Raw genomic sequence first — 22,334 nt, 5'->3', positions numbered from 1 at the left:
TTGAGGCGGATGAGTAATAAAAATAGAAATCCCGCAGCCATGGCAGTTATGTCAGGCTGCGGGATTTTTCACATTCAGAAAGGTTACAGGCAGGCTGTTAATGCTGCCTGGCATATGAAACCCCTGTAGGGATTACTTGCTTTTGCAAAAATGGCGGAGCAGCAGATATATAAGGATCAGGATCCAGGCGGCTGCCAGGGAACCAAGAAGCAGCAAGGCAGTGCCAGGTAGTGGGCCCAGATCTTTTTTACCTCCAGAAGTGCCGGATGCCTGGTCCAGATGATACAGGGAAGAAACATCACTGTACAGCTTCTTTATGAAATCATCATTGACTTCCTGCTTTCTGCGGACAGATTTGGTAACAGTTTCGATCAGCTGTCCTGCAGCATCCCGAAGAGAAGCAGAGCCGTTAAATACCGGGGTGATAAAGGTGTTAGCCATGTTGTCAAGAAGCTGCCTGGAGGCCTGTATTTTAACTTTATAGTGAGCGTTATTATCTTCGCCGGCTCTGGACAGATAATCCTGGTACTGGTCACTGTTCTGGGCTTTGGATGTAACCGGAACATAACCTTCTGTTTCAGAATAGGCAGTCTGCACATCATTGGTCAGAAGATATTGGGTGAACAGCCAGGAAGCCAGTACCTCCTGGGGATCCTTTTTGTTAAAGATACATACTGAAGGTCCCTGGGAGATCATGGAAGGATGATCAGGGTCAAACTGTGGAATGGTCATCACTTCTGTGTCAAAGTCCACCAGTGCACTGTCACTGATATCACACAATGGAGCATTGGTCCCCATCCAGGTAGAGCCTGCAGTGGAATCCACAGCAAAAATACACTGGCCTGCATTCAGGAAATTGGCTGGGTAGCTGGAAATCTTAAATGTGGAGAAAGCACCTGTTTTGGCATGGGCTGCTATAGCATCTAACAGTTCTTTGGTTGTGTCATTAAACAGATCGATCTCACCATCAGAAGTGGAATATCCTGCCCCTTTTTGTTTCAGCATCTGGATCATCATATTATCCGTAGACTTGTATATAAAAGGAATCATCACATCCTGTCCGTTGATCAGAAACTTTCCATCTGAATCCTTTTTCATAGCTGCTTCGGACACTTCCCAGACAAAGTCCCAGGTCAGAGTTTCGGGAAGAGTGTAGCCAAGGGCTTCCACATAAGTCTTATTTACGTAGCAGGCTTCTGTGGAGCGCATGAAAGGTAGAGCATAATAATGACCTGCGAAAGAGCATTCATCCAGGAATTTGGGGATGATCTCATCACTGGATGGAGAATCAAAGGCCAACTCACTGCCGCCCAGGCCGTATTTTTGATCTGCGATCAGGTCATCCAGAGGGACTACTGTACCCTGTCCGGTGAGATAGGTGGCAATATGGTCCGGGTAAGTGATACATACATCCGGGGTAGTGTCTGTGGCAATATTGGTGATCACATCATTGTAGATTTTGCCGTAATCAGTATACAGACGGATGTTTACAGTAATATTGGGATACAGCTCCTGAAAATCAGAGATGGCTTTTTTGTAAATGTCGGTCTGGGTTTTGTTGGTATCATTTTTTGCCCAGAACGTGATCTCATAATCCTTGGAGGTATCAAAGGCTTCCGGTACAGAGAAGGAAGTCTGTTCTTTGGAGCCGTGGCAGCCTGCCAAAAGAGACAGACAGGGCTGCTCATTGTAAGAAGAAGCAGAGCCTTTGTATGTAATTTCATTACCTCTTGATTCCTCCCTTTCGATACACCGGACATGATCTTTTTGCGGAATACAAGGAATAAAAGGATCAAGGGCAGGGAAATGACCACAACCGCTGCCATCATGGCCGGGATATTTTCGCGGCCAAAGCCGTCTTCCCGGATTTCCTGGATCCCGTTGGAAACAAGATAGTAATCCGGATTATCTGTGATCAGTCTGGGCCATACATAGGAATTCCAGCATTCGATCACTTTCAATACCCCAATGGTGATCATGGTAGGCTTACAAATGGGGATCATGACTTTACAAAGATATTTCAGATCGGATGTACCATCCACCTTGGCTGCCCTGTACAGCTCATCCGGAACCTGTTGGAAGTTTTCTTTCAGCAGATAAATATAGAATACCGAAGTGATAGAGGGCAGGATCAGTCCGGCAAAGGTATTACGCATGTCCAGGTTTGTGATCGTAACAAAGTTGGTGATGATCACAAGCTCATTGGGAATCATCATCAGGGAAAGAAACAGGGTGAACATCAGGTTTTTACCAGGAAAGGATAGTCTGGCAAAAGCAAAGGCCGCCAATGTGATCACAATCATCATGATCCCTGTAGTTACAATTGTGAAAAACAGGGTATTTCCCAGATAACGTGCCAGTGGAACCGAGGTAAATGCATCTTTATAGTTCTGAAGGGTAGGCGACAGGGTAAAGAAAGCGGGAATATGTTCACTGTTATAGGAATTATAATTTTTTACTGAAGTTAGAAGCATCCAGTAAAATGGAAAAAGTACGATCAGGCCCCAGATACTAAGCAGTGTATAAAGGCATATCTGGCTGAACCTACGTCTGCGCCTGGCAGAAGCTTTGATTTTTTTGTAGTCAATCTGATTTTTCATGGTTATATCCTCTTTTTGCTGGAGCTTACAAGCAGGTTGATGCAGGTGATGGTGAGTACGATCACAAAAAGGATGATGGCTGCGGCTGAAGCATAGGATGGATAACCGCCTCCATTGCCGTATAGCATGTCATAAACATATCCAACAATGGTATTCATACCTGCTGCATTAAGATCCGTACCAAATAGGGCAACTGCATCGCTATAGGCCTTAAAAGCACCGATAAATCCGGTGATCACCAGATAAAACACCGTAGGTGAGATCATGGGCAGAGTGATCCGCATAAAAGTGCGGAATCTGGAAGTGCCATCTACCCGGGCTGCATTATAGTAGTTTTTGTCTACAGAAGCCAGGGCGCCTGTAAGGATCAGGATCTTAAAAGGCATAACAACCCAGATGGTGTAAAAGCACAGCACAAACATTTTTGCCCAGTAAGGGCCGTCAATGAAATCTACAGGCCCTTTGCCGAACCAGGCCAGCATCAGGTTGATCAGGCCGTCTGTGTAGGCTGTTTTTTTGAAAAGGATCATAAATACAAGTCCTACTGCCAGAGTATTGGTTACATAAGGCAGGAAATAAACGGTTTGGAACAGGTTTTTCAGTGCCTTGATACTGCTTACTGCCCTGGAGATCAGCAGTGACAAAAGCGTGGACAGAGGTACAGTGATGATCACAAGGATAAAGGTGTTTTTCACTGCCTGCAAAAAATAAGTATCGTGAAGCACGTAGGAGTAATTATATAAGCCTGTGCCATAGTAGGTCTGGGGAGGCAGAGTTATAACCCTCTTCAAAGGAGTAAATAAATACATCAATGAGAGGATATACCATAAAAACGCCAAGGAACAGTATGGCAGGCAGAAGGTACAGCCAGCCTTTATAATTTCTTTTTTTCATAGCTGCCTCCTGTTATGCCAGATCTGCAGGTATCCGCACGCCAGTCTCCCGGTCAAACAGAAATACCTTGCCTGGTTTTAATGCAAAATGAACCACAGAAGAAGATAGATCTACATTGTTTTCTGCACTGATAATGGATCGGATGGCCGGATTTTCGCAGGTCGGATGTGTGGATACCACACTGATATCCCTGCCCATCACTTCTACTCCTGAGCGCTGGCAGGAGAGAGGTCCATCCCTCTCTTAAGGATAAACCCTTCCGGACGGATCCCTATATATAGTTCCTGATCCGGCAGCTCCTTTGCGGAAAGGATCTTCTGATCGTTCAGATAAATACCTCCATTTTTGCTGAAGCCTTTAAATACATTGATCTGAGGAGTTCCAGAAATCTGGCAACAAAAAGATTGCAGGGGTCATCATATACCTGCTGAGGCTTGCCTGTCTGCTGCACAAGGCCATCTTTCATTACTACGATACAGTCAGAAATGCTCATGGCTTCTTCCTGGTCATGGGTAACGAAAACGGTGGTGATCTTTGTAGCCTTCTGGATCTTGCGGATCTCTTCTCTTGTCTGGAGACGGAGACGGGCATCAAGGTTGGAAAGGGGCTCATCCAGAAGAAGAACATGAGGCATTTTTACAAGTGCCCGGGCAATGGCAACCCTTTGCTGCTGCCCGCCGGACAGCTCTCCTGGCTTGCGGTCCATCAATTCCTGGATCTGTACCAGACGGGGCAGTCTGGGTTCGGTTTAGCATTTCCTGTTTGGACAGCTTGTTTTTTCCTTTCAGATTCTGAAGGGGAAAGAGAATATTCTGCAGTACAGTAAGATGTGGGTAAAGGGCGTAGTTCTGAAAAACCATGCCGACACCACGGTTTTCAGGAGGCAGACTGGTCACATCCTGATCTCCGAAAAAATCTGTCCTTCAGCAAGGGTCTCCAGTCCGCAGATCAGATTCAGGGTAGGGGCTTTTGCCGCAGCCGGAAGGACCTAAAAGTCCGATCAGCTGTCCGTCCGGAATCTCACAAAGCTGAAATGATCCACAGCAGTAACCGGAGTATGGGCGCGGCGTGATCTGGAAGGAAAGGTTTTGGTAATGTTTTTTAAGATGATTTTCATATGGGAACTCTCCTGTAGAAAAATGTGGGTAACTGTCCGGGAAATACTGTAAATGTGCGGAACAGTTATAAATATGAAAAGAAAGGGAAGGTTGTGTACATACAACATTCCCTTTTTTCAAATACCTGGTATATGGATCTTTGCCTGATATGCAGATCACATTATCGGATAAAGTTGGTCATTATCTTCTTTTGCTGTTTCCGGGTGGTGGATCCCTGCTTTTTTTGCCTGCCTCAATACAGTTTTTTAAAAGCCAGGTCATATTCTGACCCAGATTACGCATGATCTGAAGACCTTCTGCATCCTTGCGCACTTCATCCGGGGTGTTGCCGTGAACCATAGGCCAATAATTGGAAGAAACCACTGGCATCTGGTGATAAGAAAAATATTTCAGCAGTACGTCCAGGGTGGCAGTAGTGCCGGCTCTTCTGGCAGATGCAACAGCTGCAGCAGGCTTGAACAGCAGATCCTTTCCTGCAAGGGAGCAAAGCTTATCCATAAACTGGATGATCTGTCCGCTTGGGGAAGCCCAGTATACCCGGGGAACCAACTACAAGTCCATCGGATTCTTTTAATTTCTGGGCAGCAGCTTTTACGTTTTCCTGGGAAGGATCTCCAGCCTGGAAAATCTCTGTTTCAATGCCATTTGCATTTAAAACGCCGGCTACTTCACAAAGTGCGGTGTAAGTACAGCCTTCTTTTCTTGGACTGCCGTTTAAAAGTAAAACTTTCATTTGTGATACATCCTTTCTTATATATAGTAGCAAAATATTTATATTCTCTGTTCTTAACTGAAAATAGCACCTGCAGCACCAAACAGACCGGCGCTGGCAGCACCCATGATCACACTAGCGATCAGTACACCCAGCATAACTGCCAGAACACTGGATTTAAAATCCATATCCAGAAGACTGGCTGCAAGGGTACCGGTCCATGCACCTGTACCAGGAAGTGGGATGCCTACGAAAAGCATAAGTGCGATAAAAAGTCCTTCTTCCCGGCCTTTTCCTGAAGCTTTTTCCCGCCCTTTTCACCTTTTTCAAGGCAAAAAGTGAAAAACTTACCGATCACCGGCTTATCCTTTCCCCAGATCAGGATCGTACGGGCAAACAGATAAATAAATGGCACAGGAAGCATGTTCCCGATAATTGCAATGATGTAGGATGGCACAAGAGGAAGACCAAATCCAACAGCATAAGGAATGGCACCTCGAAGCTCGATCAGGGGAAGCATGGAAATCAGAAACACTATAAGATAATTTTTCATGGAAATCTCCTTTTCATAATATTTTCTGCCAAAGATCTGTGTGGCAGCAGTCTTTTCCTTTATGATTATCTGACCGCTATTATACGCCAGGGACAGTGAATTTTCAAGTGAAAAGGGGCAGGATCAGCCTTATGTATCTGCGAATACAAGGCGAAGTGCCATTGCCATTTCCTCAGGAGATTCTTTGGCACCACCCCAAAGACCAGTGGATGTAGGAATTGTAAAGTGCCCCGCTGAAGGCGTGAAGCCTGTAAATATGGTCCAGGCTGTCATCCTCTTTCTTCCAACGGTACATCACATATTGATCAATGGCATTCAGGAAAAAATGACCATATCCGCATTTGAAAAGACTGTCCAGAAATTCCTGGTGCTTTTTTACATAGGTAAAATAATGGGTCAGATTGGAGATATCATAGTAATTACCCTTAATGGGAAGGTTTTGGATATCTTTATCATAGAAGCTCAGGGCGTCCTCCAGGTAGGCTTCAAAAATATCTTCTTTGGAAGAGTAATTCCGGTAATAGGTCATTCTGGAAACACCGGCTTTCTTGGTAAGTTCGGAAACTGTGATGGAAGAAAAACTTTTTTCTTTCAGAAGCTGACTAAGGGCAGTTGCAATACATTTCCGCGCCAATAAGTTGGATGGGTTCTTTTTATGGATACTCATGAACAAATCTCCTTACATTGTCACAGTTTGAAAAAAAGAATTGAATCTTTATTTGGAAAGTGTTACAATTCGTCACATATGATTTTGAAACTATTCAGCAGGTAATATTCTGCGAAATGCTTTGGAATGCATTTTCCTGGTAACTGCGAAGAAGGTACTATACAGTTATGATTATTTTTGATTATATCGAAAGCAGGAAAATTTGCAAGACGTTATATGAGAAGTTAAACCTATGATAACTTACTCCTTAGAGAATAGGAGTTTTCCTGGTGTAGAAAGCAGAAGAGTTTTGGAAGGGAGCTTAAGGTATGAAAACTGCCGTAATGACAGACAGTAACAGCGGTATCACTAAAGAAGAAGCAGACAGGCTGGGGATATTTTTACTTCCTATGCCGGTGATTATTGACGAACAAACATATTATGAAGGAATCAATCTGGATCAAAGTTTTTTTTATGAAAGTCTTACAGAAGGTCATGATGTTTCTACATCCCAGCCTTCCCCTGGCGATGTGATGGATATGTGGAAGCAGATTCTGTCTAAGGGCTATGATGAGATCATCCATATTCCTATGTCCAGTGGTTTGAGCAGTTCCTGTGCTACTGCTATCGCACTTGCAGAGGATTTCCAGGGAAAGGTACAGGTAGCAGATAACCATCGTATTTCTGTTACTTTGCGTATTTCTGTCATGGAAGCACTGCATATGGCAAATGAGGGCAGATCAGCCAGAGAGATCCGTGAGGATCTGGAAAAAAGAGCCTATGATTCCAGCATTTTTCTTGCAGTTGATGATCTGAAATATCTGAAAAAGGGAGGCAGGATCACGCCTGCAGCCGCTGCTCTTGGTACTGTGTTTCATATCAAGCCGGTACTTACGATCCAGGGCGAGAAGCTGGATGCCTTTGCCAAAACACGAGGCATGAAGAAGGCAAAAACCATTATGCTGAAAGCACTGAAAGAGGATCTGGAAAAACGTTTTCCAGGGATAGATCCTAAATATGTAAGAGTTGGGGCAGCAGGGGCAGGTCTGAGTCCGGAAGAGTCCGGGGAATGGCAGGCCATGCTCCAGGAGATGTTCCCTGAGGTACAGGTTTATTACGATCATTTGTCCTTCAGTGTAGGCAGCCACACCGGCCCGGGAGTATACGGTATGGGATTCAGCATTGTACAGGATCCATCCATTAGTTAAAAAGTGCAAATATCGGGGCGTGTCCCAAGGTCAATTTCCCAGACCTTGCTGCAAGTACAGGTGGGATCAGACCCTTTTGACACTGTAATCATCGTAAATTTATGTATAAAATTTGGTTTTATGACTTGATTTTTGGTTAGAAATTGCTATCATATGAGATGAATATATATGTTTTCAGTGCCTACGCAGATTAGCTGTGAAGGGTAAAAGAGAATCAGGTGGAAATCCTGAGCGATCCGGTCACTGTAAGCAGGGAGCAATGCCAGTAAATCCATTGGACGACAGTCTGAGAAGGGGGCAAAGCGATGAACTGCAAGCCAGGAAACCTGCTGGAAATATCCGATGAAAAGCTTCCGATGAAAGCACTTTCACTCAAATAATCAGATCAAAAGGTGGCAGGGGATTTTTATGCGCCCTGGCACAAGTATTTTTGTGTTGCAATAAATCCTTATTGCAGCTTAAATACCACAGAGAAAGATTAAGGATTGAAGGAAGTCTGTTTTCAAATGAAAGCAGGCTTTTTTTGTGTGTAAGAGGAGATTACTTTGTAATGTTCCTATTTCACTAAAATTCCACGCAAAGCACAGAAACGTGTATATCCGATGTAAGCGGACTCCTGCCTTTACAGGTGGCGAGTACCTAATTTTATCAAAGGAGGAAGTAGCAATGAGGAAAAAGTCAAATGCTTTTTTAGCACTTTTGCTAACAGGGGCAATGACCGTAACATCTGTATCTCCTGCCTTTGCAGCAGAGGAATTTTCAGCAGTTGCAGAGGTACAGGATGCTGCTCAGGATGTGGCCGAGGAGGAACCTGCCACTGAAGCATCCGATGTGCAGGATGCGGAGGATTTTGGAGCAGTCGCGGATGTAGAAGATGTGGATGATGTATTTACCAGTGGCGAAGAAGCATCTGACCCTGATACAGGGGATGAGGTTTTGGAACTGGCCGATGGAGATGCAGAGGAATACGTACAGGATGACCTTCTGCTGGCTGACAGTTCTGAAGAAAAATATCAGGACGGAACTTATTCTCCGGAATCCTTTCTTTCCAAGGAGGTTCAGGAAAAGTTACGATTACCTGCCCGAAGGTGACCATTACAAGAGGAAAAGTAACTGCAACAGTGGTTTTTTCCAGCAGCAGCTATAATAAGCTGGTTGTAGATGGAGAAGAGTATTATCCGGTTTCAGGTACAGAATATACAGGATCTGTTTTTCAGGTTCCTGCAGTTCTCAACCAGGATATGGAGATCACAGGCAACAACAATTGCAATGACAGCTGCTCATGATATTACTTATACCATTCATATTAAGCTGAATGTGCCTATGGTAACGCCAGCTCCGGACAGACTGGAGGATGGTACCTACCAGGCAGCTGTAAAGGCAGATAGCGGATTTCCGGCAGAAGCCTGCACCCTGCTTGTAAAGGATGGAGAGATCGATGCAGTTGTCACACTGAAAAATGGGGATTATGACAGACTGTATGTGGGGGATGCACTGGATGCAGTCAATGAAAAGGATGATAAGCTGATCGCTTACAGACCGTCGGAGGATGGTGCAAAGCATATTTTCTGGCCGTTGGCTGTAGATAAGCTGGATACCTTGTTCCAGGTGGCAGCCCGAAAAACAGATAAAACCTGGACAGACCATTATGTGAAGATCCTTTCTTCTTCAGTAACCAAGGTAAGCGATGAAGTTCAGGCACCGGACCAGGCTGCTGAGGCTGCAAAATTCCTTTACAGGAATTATGTGGATGACGTGATCTCCGCCACAGATGGTGTTACAAAAGATGGAAGCACTTATAATGTTGCATATTATAACAGCAGGAAGAGAGCTGTTTCTGACATTAGCCTGAAAAGACCAAATGTAAAAGAGTATAAAAGCGGATGGTTCTTCTCAGACTGGAGCATTTTTAAGTCTACCGTTAAACAGCAGCCGGCAAAATCCCAGACGTATTCTCTGGATACCTCAAAGAGAACCCAGGAGCAGCAGGTAACAGCTACGCTGAAGCTGTATGATCCTTCAGTGGAGGATGCAGCTATTAATGATGGTAGTGCACAGGCCCTTGCTGAGTACACCTACAAGCTTGTGCTTGCAGCAAAGCCGGATACCTGTCAGGTGATTTTCCGTGCAGTAAACAGTAAGACTGACGAAGTGATTCCGGAAGCTCAGATCACAGTCACAGACAATACCACAAAGGAAGAAGTGACAGGTACAGAAGGCATCTATCAGCTGAAATCCGGACAGAAATATACTGTTCAGGCACAAAGCGAAGGCTATATTGCAGCAGGCACAAAGGGGAATGCTGTTGCAAAGCAGACTTCTTTTACCGCTGCCTTTGATGAAACAGTTGATCTTTCCCTGACTGCAGAGGCAGACAGCAAGCATAAGGTTACCTTTAAGATCATAGATGCAGAAGGCAAGGAAGTTCCGGATGCAGTGCTTACAGTAACAGGTGAAACTCCAGCAGAGGATGGAAGCTATACCTTATGGGATAATTGCACTTATTTTTATGGAGTAACTGCAGAAGGCTATCAGGTAGTAAGATCAAAATTCATCAAACCTTTGGAGGATCAGGAGGTTGTTGTAACCCTTACAGCACTGAAAAACTACCAGGCTTCTATTAAGATCCGGGCAAAATCCGGACATCTGGCAGTTGTAAATCCAAAGGTTCTGTCTGTTACCTATAAGAAAAACGGAGAGACATTTACTGTGGAGCCATCAGAGGATGGTACCTACCCCATGGTGGAAACTGTGGCATATACTTATACATTTGCTGCTGACAACTATCAGAGTGCGACCGCAAACTGGACTGCATCCGGAACAGAAGGTCCGGTTGAACTGGAAGGTGTGTTAAGCAAGGAAACTGAAAAAGCCCTTCTTGAGGATGCCATTGCAATTTCAAAGGAGCTTTCTGATGAAATGACAGAAGGGGATGGTGCCGGACAGTGGGCAGCAGGAAGCAAAGAAACACTGGATACAGCTATTAAAGCGGCAGAAGAAGTATATACAAAGGAAGATGCAGCAGACGATGATTATAAAAATGCAAAGGATGTTCTTCAGTCGGTTGTATCAGGCCTTAGCCAGAATGAAAATGCAGAGAGCATAAATATTACAGTTTTTGTAAATAAGAATCCAGGGGAAGCACCTGTAAAAATGGCTATGAACGTAACAGCAGATGATGCTTCTAAGGTGACGCCTACCGATTCTAAAAGAAAAGATAATTACAACAAGTCAAGTGATATGGAAAAACGTGCAACCGTGATCGATGCACTGGTCGATCTGCATAAGGAACTGTTTGGAGAGGAATATATTGCAAATCCAACCCAATATCTGATGTGCGGAAGCAGAGGTGCCGGTACAGGCTTCCTTCTGGGACAGAAGAGTTTTAAAAACTTTGTTGGATTCCGTGTAAATGGAAAATATGTGGCAAGTGATCCAAGAATGTGCAGGCTGAAAGAAGGAGATGTGCTTTCCGTTTTTTCAGCAACAAAAGTGGATAATCCGGCATACCTGCAGTTTGAACAGCAGGAGATCACGGTAAACCAGAATGAGGAATTTACTCTTACTCTCACCGGTGATTCCTATTACATGGATAAAGATATCAGCAGAACAGTAGGTAAGAATGAATTTACACCTGCGGAAGGGTATGATATCACACTTGCAAATGCTGAAACAGGCGAAGAAGTAACAGGCAAAGCAAAAACAGATGCACAGGGTAAAATAAGTTTTAAGATCGGCACACCTGGTACTTATGTGGTAAAAACTGTAGCAAATGAAAATGTGGAAAGCATTGTGCTTCCGTATGCCCAGATCCAGGTAAAAGAAAAAGCACCGGTAACTCTGGAAGATGGTACATACCTTGTAAAGGTGATCAATAACAACAAAATGTTTAATGTGATCAATAACACCTGTGTCCTTAAAGTGGAAAACGGAAAGATGACAGCAGAGCTTTCCCTTCACGGGAAAGGCTACGATTACATGTATGCAGGAACAAAAGAAGAGGCAGAGGCAGCTGGTGAGGCTGCATGGTCCCATTATTATGAAAAAGAAATTGCAGTGAATAATGGAGATAAGGTTGAAATGGGACCATGGTATACCTATTCTCTGGCTGTTTCAGCACTGGATCAGGAAATCGCTTATTCCTCTCATAATACCAGGGACAGCAAATGGTTTGACCGTCAGCTTACTTTCCTTACAGAAGGTATCCAGAAGATCGATACTCCGCAGCCGACTCCGACTGCCACACCAACACCAACAGTAGAGCCTACTGCAGCACCGCAGCCTACTGCAGCACCGCAGCCAACAGAGGCACCAAAGCCTGCAACTGTAGCAGCAACAAAACTGACTGTCAACACATCCACCATGTATCTGAAAGTCAAGAAATCAGATACCATCGGCGTGATCGTTGCACCATCTAATACAACAGACAAGGTTACATATAAGTCCTCCAAAAAATCTGTTGCAGCCGTTGACAAGAACGGAAAAGTAACCGCTAAGAAAGCTGGAAAAGCTGTGATCACAGTGAAGGCAGGAAAGCTTACTAAGAAGGTAACGGTTGTTGTTGGGAAATCTGCAAAGAAAGCTACAAAGCTGAAATTTGCAAAGAAATCAATGACTTTGAAAAAGGGCAGTGTGCAGTTCCTGAAGGTAACCGTGAATCCAAAGAAAGCCACTACAGATCTGAAATGGAAGTCTTCCAATACAAAGGTTGTTACGGTTGATAAGAATGGAAAAGTAACTGCTAAAAAAGCAGGAACTGCCTGGATCACAGTCCGTGGCGATGGGAAGAAAGCATCTATCAAGATCAAAGTAAAATCAAAATAAAAGTAAAGTCAAAATAAAAGATCAAAGAAATCAGCAGAAATAGTAAAACCCCTGGAACCGGATATATCCTATCGGCTCCAGGGGATTTTACGTTCTAAAACATATTGCTGAGGAAGATCTCAACGCCTATGGCGATCAGGATGATGCCTCCAAGGATCTCTGCTTTTCCGGCAAGCTTTGTACCGAATTTCTTACCAAGCTTCAGACCGCCCATACAGATCATGAATGTGACGGCAGCAATGATCAGGGAACAGACAAGTGCCATGATCCATCCATAATCCGCAATGGTAAAGCCAACGGAAAGTGCATCAATAGAAGTAGCTACACCTTGAACAAGTAAAGCCTTAAGACCAACTCCGGTACGGGGATGATCGGAATCATCCGGACGTATACCGCTGATCAGAAGCTGCCCTCCAATGATCACCAAAAGGATCAAAGCGATCCAGGGAATAAATTTACGGAAAGACTGGAAGTAATTGGCAATCGTGTGTACGCAGATCCATCCGGTCATAGGCATCAGAGCCTGAAAGCCTGCAAATACACCGGCTATGGTAAACATTTTGCCAGGCTTCATGTCCGATTCTGCCAGACCATTGGCAAGGGAAACCGAAAAGGCATCCATGGCCAGTCCGACTCCCAGCAGTGCGCTGTTAAAAATAAATAGTAAATTCCATTCCATATCAGTATCTCCTTTGTTTGATGATAGATTTACCCATAAAAAATCCCATATACAGTGCAAAAGCTGTATATGGGCAAAAGAAAAGACTCCATGTATAGCATCCGCACGTTATACATGAGTCTCGCAATTTAAAACAAGCCAGACCGAATGGTCAGTATGTTGACTTGCTACGCAAAGCGCTTGCTACTCCCTCACAGGAATTAATTGTATCCATACAATAGCAAAAAAGAAGAGCGCTGTCAATTATTTTTATCAATAAGGAGCATAAAAGTGGGATGTTAATCCTGCGATATGCGAATAGCGGGAAGGATTGTGGGAGCGCAAAGCACGGAACAATCCGTGTAATCATGATTTTGGCAAATATAAAGAAGGTTGACAAATGGTTTGACGGGACTTACACTAAAAATTGTAAATGATAAAAATTATCAACTATGAAAAGAGGAAATGCAATATGACATTAAAGGACTTACCTATTGGAAAAACAGCTACTGTACAGTCCGTAGGAGGAGATGGGGCTTTACGACAGCATTTTCTGGATATGGGACTGATACCTCAGGCTGACGTTACCATGGTGAAATATGCTCCCATGGGAGATCCTGTGGAATTAAGGATACATAGCTATGAATTAACCTTGCGCCTGGCAGATGCACAGAAGATCATTGTGGAAAATGTAAGGGATGCAAAAGCTGCACCGCCTAATAAACGAAAGGAAGCGATTCCGCACCCTGGACTTGGAGAGGGCGGAAAGTTTCACAGCAAAAAAGAAGAAACACCGCTTCCTGAAGGGGAAAAGCTGACCTTTGCCCTTGTGGGAAACCAGAACTGCGGAAAAACAACTTTATTCAATCAGCTGACAGGTTCTAATCAGCATGTGGGCAATTTTCCAGGGGTGACAGTTGACCGTAAGGATGGTGTGATCCGGGGGAATGAGAATACACTTGTGACGGATCTTCCAGGAATTTATTCCATGTCCCCTTATTCCAGTGAGGAGATCGTAACAAGGAATTTTGTGTTGGATGAGCATCCAAAAGGAATCATCAATATTGTAGATGCGACTAACATAGAGCGAAATCTTTATCTTACCATGCAGCTGATGGAGTTAAATATTCCCATGGTGCTTGCACTGAATATGATGGATGAAGTGAGGGAAAATGGAGGCTCCATACTTGTGAACCAGATGGAGGAAATGCTGGGAATCCCGGTAGTACCCATTTCGGCTGCCAAGAATGAAGGAATCAATGAGCTGATCAGTCATGCCATTCATGTGGCAAAGTATCAGGAACGGCCAAGACGGATGGATTTTTGTGATGCAAATGAAGATGGCGGTGCTGTACACAGATGCCTGCATTCAGTCATGCATCTGATCGAAGATCATGCGGAACGGACGCAAATCCCCCTTCGTTTTGCTGCAAGCAAGCTGGCCGAGGGAGACCCGATCATCCTGGAAAGACTGCAGCTTGATGAAAATGAAAAAGATGCTCTTGAGCATATTATTTCACAAGATGGAAAGTGAAAGAGGACTGGACAGGGCGGCAGCGATCGCACATATGCGCTTTGACTTTATTGAAAATGTATGCGATGAGACGGTTGTAAGACCCAGGGAGAGTAAAGAGCACTTGAGAAGAGTGAAAAAATAGACAGGATACTTACCGGAAAATATACTGCACTTCCCTGCTTTGCCGGGATCATGGGGCTGGTGTTCTGGCTCACCTTTGGTGTGATCGGCAAAGGACTGTCTGACCTTCTGGATATGGGTATTACCAGTTTGACAACTATGGTAGATCATGGACTTGAGGCATGGAATGTTAATAAGGTGCTTCATTCTTTGATCATTGACGGCATATTTAATGGTGTTGGAAGTGTTTTAAGCTTTCTTCCGATCATTGTCACTTTGTTTTTGTTTTTATCATTGCTGGAAGACAGCGGATATATGGCAAGGGTTGCTTTTGTTATGGATAAGCTTCTTCGTAAGATCGGACTTTCCGGGCGAAGTATTGTGCCTATGCTGATCGGATTTGGATGTACGGTTCCAGGTGTAATGGCCAGCAGAACTCTTCCCTCAGAGCGAGACAGGAAGATGACCATATTGCTTACGCCTTTTATGAGTTGTTCTGCAAAGCTTCCGATTTATGCTTTTTTTGCAGCTGCTTTTTTCAAGCAGTACGCCGCACTTGTAATGATCCTTTTGTATTTTGGAGGTATTTTTATAGGAATCATTATGGCGTTGATTTTTGGGAAAACCATGTTCAAAGGAGAAGCGGTTCCTTTTGTAATGGAACTTCCTAACTACCGGATGCCAGGAGCTAAGAATGTAGGCCATCTTCTCTGGGACAAAGCCAAGGATTTCCTTCAGAGAGCTTTCACAGTTATTTTTGTTGCAACCATTGTGATCTGGTTTTTACAGACCTTTGATCTGCACCTGAACCTGGTGACAGACTCCAGGAACAGTATTCTGGCTGTGGTTTCTGGTTATATTGCACCATTGTTTGCACCTCTCGGATTTGGAGACTGGAGGATTTCAACTGCATTGATCACAGGTTTTATGGCAAAGGAAAGTGTGGTATCTTCACTGTCCGTGCTGCTTGGCAAAACAGCATCCCTGGCTGAGATACTGAATCCGCTTGGGGCAGCCAGTCTGCTTGCTTTCTGTCTTTTGTATACACCATGTGTGGCTGCCATAGCCTCTATTAAAAGGGAATTGGGAACACGATGGGCAGCAGGAGTTGTGGCTGGACAGTGTGTGATCGCATGGATTGTGGCTTTTGCTGTAAGAATGATTGGAATTGTCATTGGATTTTAAAAAAATGACTATTTTTCATTTTTTAACAAAATAATATTGACTATTGGTCATTTTGCGCTATACTATTCAACGAAGAAAATCGTTAAGGAGATGACATAAATGGTCAAAGTAGGAAAGTGGATAGCCAAACATAAGGTACTTGTTCTGCTGATCGGGCTGCTGCTTGTATTCCCGTCTATGATCGGAATTGCGAAGACAAGGGTCAACTACGACCTGCTCAGTTATCTGCCGGAGACACTGGAGACAGTGAAGGGGCAGGATATCATGGTGGATGAATTCGGAATGGGTGCTTTTTCCATGGTAGTTGTGGAAAACATGGAGATGAAGGATGTTCAGAAACTGGAAGATGAATTTAGTCAGGTAGAGCATGTGAAAGATGTTCTCTGGTATGATGATGTGGCAGATATCAGCCTGCCTGTGGAGATGATTCCCCAGGATCTAAGAGAAGCCTTTTTCAAGGGAGACGCAACCATGATGCTGGTGCTGTTCGATAATACTACATCATCGGATGATGCCATGGATGCACTGACAGAGCTTCGGAAGATTGCCAATAAGCAGTGCTTTATCAGCGGCATGACAGGTGTTGTTACAGATATCAAGAACATTGCCATGAAGGAACTGCCAATCTACGTGGTGATCGCAGCAGTGCTTAGTCTGGTGGTATTGGAGCTTACATCCGGATCCTTTGTGGTTCCGTTCTTGTTCCTGCTCAGTATCGGGCTTGCTATTTTGTACAACCTGGGAAGCAATATCATTCTTGGAGAAACTTCCTATATCACACAGGCACTGACAGCTGTTCTTCAGCTTGGTGTAACAATGGATTATTCTATTTTCCTTCTGAACAGTTATGAGGAAAATAAAAAGAGATTTCCGGAAGATAAGAATCGTGCCATGGGTCATGCCATTGCCAATACCTTCAAATCAGTAGCCGGAAGCTCTGTAACTACAGTGGCAGGTTTTATTGCCCTGTGTGTTATGACCTTTGCCCTGGGCCGTGACCTGGGTATTGTTATGGCAAAGGGCGTTGTGATCGGTGTTATCTGCTGTGTAACCATCCTTCCGGCTCTGGTGCTTTTCTTTGATAAGCCGATTGAGAAAACACAGCATAAGCTTTTGATGGCGAAGATGGATAAGCCGTCAGCATTTATTACAAAGCATTATAAAGTATGGATCCTGGTATTTCTGGTACTTTTGTTCCCTGCAATTTACGGAAACAATCATACAAAGATCTATTACAATATTGCTGAATCCCTTCCTGCTACCCTGGACAGTAATGTGGCCAACGATGAGCTGAAGAATGTTTTTGACATGAGTAATATCCATATGATCATGATGGATAAGAACATGGATTCCAAAGAAAAACAGAAAATGCTGAATGAGATCGATCAAGTGGATGGTGTGAAGTGGAGCATCAGCATGAATTCCCTGATCGGTCCTACCATACCGGATTCCGTGATCCCTGACGATATTAAGAAAATATTCAAGGGAAAAGATTATGAGCTGGCATTTATCTGCTCCGAATATGGTTCTGCTACAGATGAGGTAAATGCACAGATCAAAGCCATTGACAAGATCGTGAAAAGCTATGACAAGAGCGGCATGGTGATCGGAGAGGCACCTCTTATGAAAGACCTTCAGGATACTACAGACGCAGACCTGGTAAGGGTAAATGTGATCTCTATTGGAGCTATTTTCCTGATCATTATGTTCCTGTTTAAGTCCGTTTCCCTGCCGATCATTCTGGTAGCAGTGATCGAATTTGCTATTATGATAAATATGGCAATCCCGTTTTACCAGGGCATCAGCCTTCCGTTTGTGGCAAGTATTGTGATCGGTGCCATCCAGCTGGGAGCTACAGTTGACTATGCGATCCTGATGACTACCCGTTATCAGAGGGAACGTCAGCGCGGTAAGGACAAAATGGAAGCCATCAGCATCGCTCATAAGACCAGTATGCCATCCATCATCAGCAGCGGACTGAGCTTCTTTGCCGCAACCTTTGGAGTATCCTGCTATTCCCAGGTTGAGATGATCGGATCTATCTGCACACTGCTTGCACGTGGAGCCATCATCAGTATGATCGTTGTTTTGTTTGTTCTGCCGGCTATGTTTATGATCTTTGATAAGCTGATCTGCAAAACATCTATCGGATTTCTTGGTGACAAAAAAGCAGCAGTAAAGTAATATCATAATATATATAATTTGTACAACCGGGAGCTGTCTGGTAAGATATACTATGGCAGCTCCCATTTTTTTATTGAACAACAGATGGGGAATATGTATAATGATTACTGTTCACAGGAACTTATAAGCTGTTGTTCACAGGCTGTTTTATGTGAATAGAAATACGTATCATGTGATTCGTAAGACAGGAAAGCACAAGATTTTGCCGGAACATGAAGGGATAGATAGAATGACATTAACAGAAATACTGAAGCAGGTCCAGGAGGGTACCCTTTCGCTGGAGGATGCCCAGCGTATCTTAAAGCAGGATGGATATAAGGAAATGGATTATGCAAAGCTGGACACAGGGCGGAAGGCCCGTACAGGATTTGCAGAGGTGGTATATTGCAGCAATAAGGCAGATGAACATCTGTTGAACATATACGAAAGGCTGTATCAGGAAGAAGGGCAGGTGCTTGGTACAAGAGCCAGTGAGAAACAGTATCTGCTGGTCAAGGAAAGACTTCCCCAGGTACAGTATGACCCGGTTTCCCGGATCCTGAAGATTGAAAAGCCGGATAAACTTCACGAAGGCCGGGTGGCTGTGTGCACGGCAGGCACTGCTGATATTTCTGTGGCAGAAGAAGCGGCCCAGACCGCAGAGTTTTTCGGAACCTATGTGGATCGGATCTATGATGTAGGGGTCAGCGGGATGCACCGGCTTTTTTCAAAAATGGATATGATACAGAAAGCGAACTGTGTGGTAGCTGTGGCCGGGATGGAAGGGGCACTTGCAAGTGTGATGGGTGGTCTGGTAAGCAGACCTGTGATCGCTGTGCCTACCTCTGTAGGATACGGAGCGAATTTCCATGGCTTGTCAGCACTTCTTACTATGATCAATTCCTGCGCCAACGGTATTGCGGTAGTAAATATTGATAATGGATACGGTGCAGGCTATCTGGCAACCCAGATGAACCGACTTGCCCTGGGAAAGGAAAGGTAGCCGCTTTTTACAACCGTTGCAACCAGTCTGATAATATGCTACAATACTAAGACGGTTCGCGGAACCAAAAAAGACATAAGATGGAGCAAAGTAAAAATGAAGAAATACATCGACAATCTTATACAGTACAAATTTCTGTTAAGTGAGCTTGTAAAAAAAGGAATCAAACTGAAATACCGGCGTTCGTATCTTGGTATTGTGTGGTCTCTTCTGGAGCCGCTGCTTACCATGATCGTTCTGACCATTGTATTTGGTACTCTGTATGGTAATACAGACAAAACCTTCCCTGTGTATATTCTGACAGGGCGTCTGATCTACAGCTATTATTCCACAGCTACCAAGTCAGCACTGAAGTCCATACGTGCCAATTCAGCTATGATCAAGAAGGTATATGTGCCTAAGTACCTGTACCCTTTATCAACGGTTATTTTTAACTACATTATATTCCTGATCTCTTTGATCGTGCTGGCAGCAGTAAGCATTGTTCTTGGGATCAAGCCTACCATTTATCTGCTTCAGGCACCTATCGCACTGCTTCTGGTCCTGATCCTTTCCTATGGATGCGGGATGATTCTTGCTACCATTGGCGTGTTCTTCAGGGATATGGAGTATTTATGGTCTGTTGTGCTGATGATCATCATGTATACCTGTGCCATTTTCTATTATCCTGAGAAGCTTCTGAAGAGCGGATGGTTCTGGATCCTGAAATACAATCCTCTTTACGGGATCATCAAGATCTTCAGGGATTCTGTATTTGGAAAGCCTATCAATATGCATTATCTGATGTATACAACAGCATTCAGTCTTTTATGCCTGGTGATCGGTCTTGTATGCTTCAAGAAAAAGCAGGACGATTTTATTCTTCATATTTAAGAGGTAAGGAGTAAGAGAAGATGAGTGATAAACCGGCGATCATTGTAGATCACGTAAGCATGAAATTTAACCTTAGCAAAGAAAAAGTAGACAGCCTGAAGGATTATGTAATAAAGATGATCAAAGGCCAGATCCAGTACAATGAATTCTGGGCATTGAAGGATGCTACCTTTACTGTGAATAAAGGAGACCGGGTAGGGATCCTTGGACTGAACGGAGCAGGGAAAAGTACCCTTTTAAAGGTGATTTCCGGAGTGTTTAAGCCTACGGAAGGAACTGTGACAAAGAACGGGAAGATCGTTCCGCTTCTGGAGCTGGGAGCAGGCTTCGATCCTCAGTATACAGGTCAGGAGAATATTTTCCTGTACGGCGCAATGCTTGGATATTCCAAAGCTTTTATCCAGGAGAAGTATCAGGAGATCGTAGACTTCTCAGAACTGAAGAATTTTATGGATGTACCTGTGAAAAATTATTCATCTGGTATGAAATCCAGGCTTGGTTTTGCTATTGCTACAGTGGTATCTCCTAAGATCCTGATCCTGGATGAGGTGTTGCGTAGGAGATGCAAAGTTCCGTAAGAAAGAAGCGAGAATAAGATATTAAGCATGTTTGATTCAGGAGTGACGGTGCTTTTTGTATCCCATTCCCTGGAGCAGGTGAAGCGTCTTTGCAATAAGGCCATTATCCTTGAAAAAGGAAAGGTGGTATCCTATGGAGATATTGATACGATTTCTGAACAGTATGAACAGATGATCGGAGGCTGATCAAAAGTTACTGTTTGATAGCCAAAGTATGGAGGGAATATGGGAGAAGGATTGAAGATTCTGCTGCATTAAAGGGGATTGCTATTTTGATGATGGTATTTCATCATTGCTACCGTACAGAGAAGAAGTTTGCAGGATATGAGATCCTTTTTACACCGTTTACAGCAGAGAATGTGATTCATCTGGCCCTTTATATGAAAATCTGTGTCTGTATTTTTGCTTTTGTATCAGGATACGGACTAATGTATGGATATTTGAGAAACCAGAATCCTGATAACCGGATTTCTGACAGTGCCTTTGTAAAAAGGCATCTGTAGTACCTGTTCAGGCTACTGGTTTCTTGTTGTTCCTGCCTATCTTGTGTATGGAGTTCAGAAATGGCTTTTCCTATGGCAAATGGGGAACTACCCTTTGGGAGAAAGCTGCCGGGATCCTGACAGATGCGCTTGGGCTTTCTAGACATTCTTGGTACCAAAAGTGTAAATGGAGCCTGGTGGTATATGGGAGCAGCCATTACCTTTATCATTCTGGTGCCGGTTTTGGGACAAGTGATCCTGAAAATGGGCAGCCTGACCTGCATTGGCCTTGTTTTTCTTCTGCCAAGGCTTCTGAATATCGGTTTTCGGGGAGGCAGATCTCCTTTTGACTTTTTTAATGGCACTGGTTGTGGGCATGGTATGCTGCAAGAAGGACGTGTTTGCCAGGTTTCATAGATGGGTTCCTTTTGGAAGCAGGTATGCAGGCGGCTTTTTGAAGTTTGTGCTGCTGGCGGCACTGGTTTTGTGGGGCTATCAAAGCTATCGGCTTCTGCCCTTTTCCTATTGCTGGGAATACCAGTTTGCATTCATCCCATTTATCCTGATCCTTTTCCTTAAGGAATATGTATTCCGGATCCCCGGCCTTAAAAGGCTGCTTGGCTTCCTAGGCAAGCATTCCTTAAATATCTGGCTTGTACATACCTTTGTGAGAGATTACCTGAAGTCCTATCTGTGGTCTTTAAAGTATTTTGCACTTGTACCGCTGGCAATCCTATTGATCTCTCTAGTGCTTAGTGTGGTGATCAATGCATTGAAGAAATATACCGGCTATGATGGCCTGATTAGGAAAATAAGCAGGAGTTTTGTATGAAAGTATTACAGATCGGCATGGGGAATAACCCAGGCGGAGTGGAAGCCTTTGTAATGAATTATTACCGGCAAGCTTTCCCTAAAAGGGATCCGGTTTGATTTCGTTTCCATGTATGGAGAGATTGCCTTTCATCAGGAGATACTATCTTTGGGTGGAAAGGTTTTTCTGGTGCCAAATGTAAAAAAAGATTATTTCGGCTATGTAAAAGCCATGAAAAATATCCTTGCAGAGGGCAGATATGATGTGGTGCATGTAAATATGCTCTCCGCAGCCAATATCCTTCCCCTTCGCCTGGCAAAAGAGGCTGGTGTGGGCAAGGTGATCGCACATTCCCATAATGCTTCTGCGCCGGGGATGCTGCGCGGGATG

16 protein-coding genes, 6 pseudogenes and 1 riboswitch are annotated in these 22,334 nt (G+C 44.0%); of the genes and pseudogenes, 12 read left to right on the top strand and 10 right to left on the bottom strand.

Annotation, left to right across the window (positions count from 1 at the left end; genetic code table 11):
• Nucleotides 1–132 precede the first annotated feature (132 nt).
• From R1Y93_RS07175 to R1Y93_RS07135, 9 genes and pseudogenes are all read right to left on the bottom strand, one after another.
• Entirely contained in the window at nt 133–1,665 is a 1,533-nt protein-coding gene (locus R1Y93_RS07175; RefSeq protein WP_500822257.1) for an ABC transporter substrate-binding protein, read from the bottom strand.
• A gap of 113 nt (nt 1,666–1,778) precedes the next feature.
• Nucleotides 1,779–2,303 (bottom strand): annotated as a pseudogene (locus R1Y93_RS07170) (carbohydrate ABC transporter permease); the annotation flags it as partial.
• 299 nt (nt 2,304–2,602) lie between these two features.
• Nucleotides 2,603–3,295, bottom strand: coding sequence for a carbohydrate ABC transporter permease (locus R1Y93_RS07165; protein ID WP_500822256.1), 693 nt, complete (start codon nt 3,293–3,295; stop codon nt 2,603–2,605).
• Nucleotides 3,296–3,335: 40 nt separating this feature from the next.
• Entirely contained in the window at nt 3,336–3,494 is a 159-nt protein-coding gene (locus R1Y93_RS07160; protein ID WP_500822255.1) for a hypothetical protein, read from the bottom strand.
• A gap of 12 nt (nt 3,495–3,506) precedes the next feature.
• Nucleotides 3,507–3,692 (bottom strand): hypothetical protein, encoded by a 186-nt coding sequence (locus R1Y93_RS07155; RefSeq protein WP_500822254.1) that lies wholly within the window; start codon nt 3,690–3,692, stop codon nt 3,507–3,509.
• A 127-nt stretch (nt 3,693–3,819) separates the two neighbouring features.
• Entirely contained in the window at nt 3,820–4,200 is a 381-nt protein-coding gene (locus R1Y93_RS07150) for an ATP-binding cassette domain-containing protein (RefSeq protein ID WP_500822253.1), read from the bottom strand.
• 572 nt (nt 4,201–4,772) lie between these two features.
• Nucleotides 4,773–5,345 (bottom strand): annotated as a pseudogene (locus R1Y93_RS07145) (flavodoxin family protein).
• A 53-nt stretch (nt 5,346–5,398) separates the two neighbouring features.
• Nucleotides 5,399–5,877, bottom strand: a pseudogene (locus R1Y93_RS07140) (COG2426 family protein).
• Nucleotides 5,878–6,049: 172 nt separating this feature from the next.
• Nucleotides 6,050–6,544 (bottom strand): TetR/AcrR family transcriptional regulator, encoded by a 495-nt coding sequence (locus tag R1Y93_RS07135; protein ID WP_500822252.1) that lies wholly within the window; start codon nt 6,542–6,544, stop codon nt 6,050–6,052.
• Nucleotides 6,545–6,852: 308 nt separating this feature from the next.
• Here R1Y93_RS07135 and R1Y93_RS07130 point away from each other — a divergent pair, with 308 nt between their 5' ends.
• From R1Y93_RS07130 to R1Y93_RS07120, 3 genes are all read left to right on the top strand, one after another.
• Complete coding sequence (locus R1Y93_RS07130; protein WP_500822251.1) at nt 6,853–7,731, top strand: DegV family protein; 879 nt, start codon at nt 6,853–6,855, stop codon at nt 7,729–7,731.
• Between the two features lie 158 nt (nt 7,732–7,889).
• Nucleotides 7,890–8,079, top strand: a riboswitch (cobalamin riboswitch).
• A gap of 318 nt (nt 8,080–8,397) precedes the next feature.
• Complete coding sequence (locus R1Y93_RS07125; RefSeq protein WP_500822250.1) at nt 8,398–8,823, top strand: hypothetical protein; 426 nt, start codon at nt 8,398–8,400, stop codon at nt 8,821–8,823.
• Between the two features lie 69 nt (nt 8,824–8,892).
• Nucleotides 8,893–12,555, top strand: coding sequence for an Ig-like domain-containing protein (locus R1Y93_RS07120; protein ID WP_500822249.1), 3,663 nt, complete (start codon nt 8,893–8,895; stop codon nt 12,553–12,555).
• Nucleotides 12,556–12,649: 94 nt separating this feature from the next.
• On the opposite strand, the gene R1Y93_RS07115 is transcribed toward R1Y93_RS07120, so the two are convergent.
• Nucleotides 12,650–13,234 carry a manganese efflux pump MntP gene (locus R1Y93_RS07115; protein ID WP_500822248.1) on the bottom strand — a complete coding sequence of 195 codons (585 nt, stop codon included), beginning with the start codon at nt 13,232–13,234 and terminating at the stop codon, nt 12,650–12,652.
• A 451-nt stretch (nt 13,235–13,685) separates the two neighbouring features.
• On the opposite strand from R1Y93_RS07115, the pseudogene feoB reads away from it, so the two are divergent.
• The 9 genes and pseudogenes from feoB to R1Y93_RS07070 all read left to right on the top strand — a co-directional run.
• Nucleotides 13,686–16,034: pseudogene (feoB, locus tag R1Y93_RS07110) on the top strand (ferrous iron transport protein B).
• Nucleotides 16,035–16,133: 99 nt separating this feature from the next.
• Nucleotides 16,134–18,218, top strand: coding sequence for an efflux RND transporter permease subunit (locus R1Y93_RS07105; RefSeq protein WP_500822247.1), 2,085 nt, complete (start codon nt 16,134–16,136; stop codon nt 18,216–18,218).
• A 229-nt stretch (nt 18,219–18,447) separates the two neighbouring features.
• Nucleotides 18,448–19,200 carry a nickel pincer cofactor biosynthesis protein LarB gene (gene larB / locus R1Y93_RS07100; RefSeq protein WP_500822262.1) on the top strand — a complete coding sequence of 251 codons (753 nt, stop codon included), beginning with the start codon at nt 18,448–18,450 and terminating at the stop codon, nt 19,198–19,200.
• Nucleotides 19,201–19,296: 96 nt separating this feature from the next.
• Complete coding sequence (locus R1Y93_RS07095) at nt 19,297–20,073, top strand: ABC transporter permease (RefSeq protein ID WP_500822246.1); 777 nt, start codon at nt 19,297–19,299, stop codon at nt 20,071–20,073.
• 20 nt (nt 20,074–20,093) lie between these two features.
• Nucleotides 20,094–20,837: pseudogene (locus R1Y93_RS07090) on the top strand (ABC transporter ATP-binding protein).
• A gap of 14 nt (nt 20,838–20,851) precedes the next feature.
• Nucleotides 20,852–21,154, top strand: a complete 303-nt coding sequence (locus R1Y93_RS07085) for an acyltransferase family protein (RefSeq protein ID WP_500822245.1) — start codon at nt 20,852–20,854, stop codon at nt 21,152–21,154.
• A gap of 123 nt (nt 21,155–21,277) precedes the next feature.
• On the top strand, nt 21,278–21,550 hold the full coding sequence (locus R1Y93_RS07080) for a hypothetical protein (protein ID WP_500822244.1): 273 nt from the start codon (nt 21,278–21,280) through the stop codon (nt 21,548–21,550).
• Nucleotides 21,480–21,965: a hypothetical protein gene (locus R1Y93_RS07075; protein WP_500822243.1), complete on the top strand. Its 486-nt coding sequence runs from the start codon at nt 21,480–21,482 to the stop codon at nt 21,963–21,965. Before R1Y93_RS07080 ends, R1Y93_RS07075 begins: the two co-directional genes overlap by 71 nt.
• Before the next feature lie 147 nt (nt 21,966–22,112).
• Nucleotides 22,113–22,334: pseudogene (locus tag R1Y93_RS07070) on the top strand (hypothetical protein); the annotation flags it as partial.

It is taken from the genome of Blautia sp. HA3515, assembly GCF_059933065.1.
The sequence above is the reverse complement of the archived record's forward strand: the minus strand, read 5'-3'. Positions and strand labels throughout refer to the sequence as shown.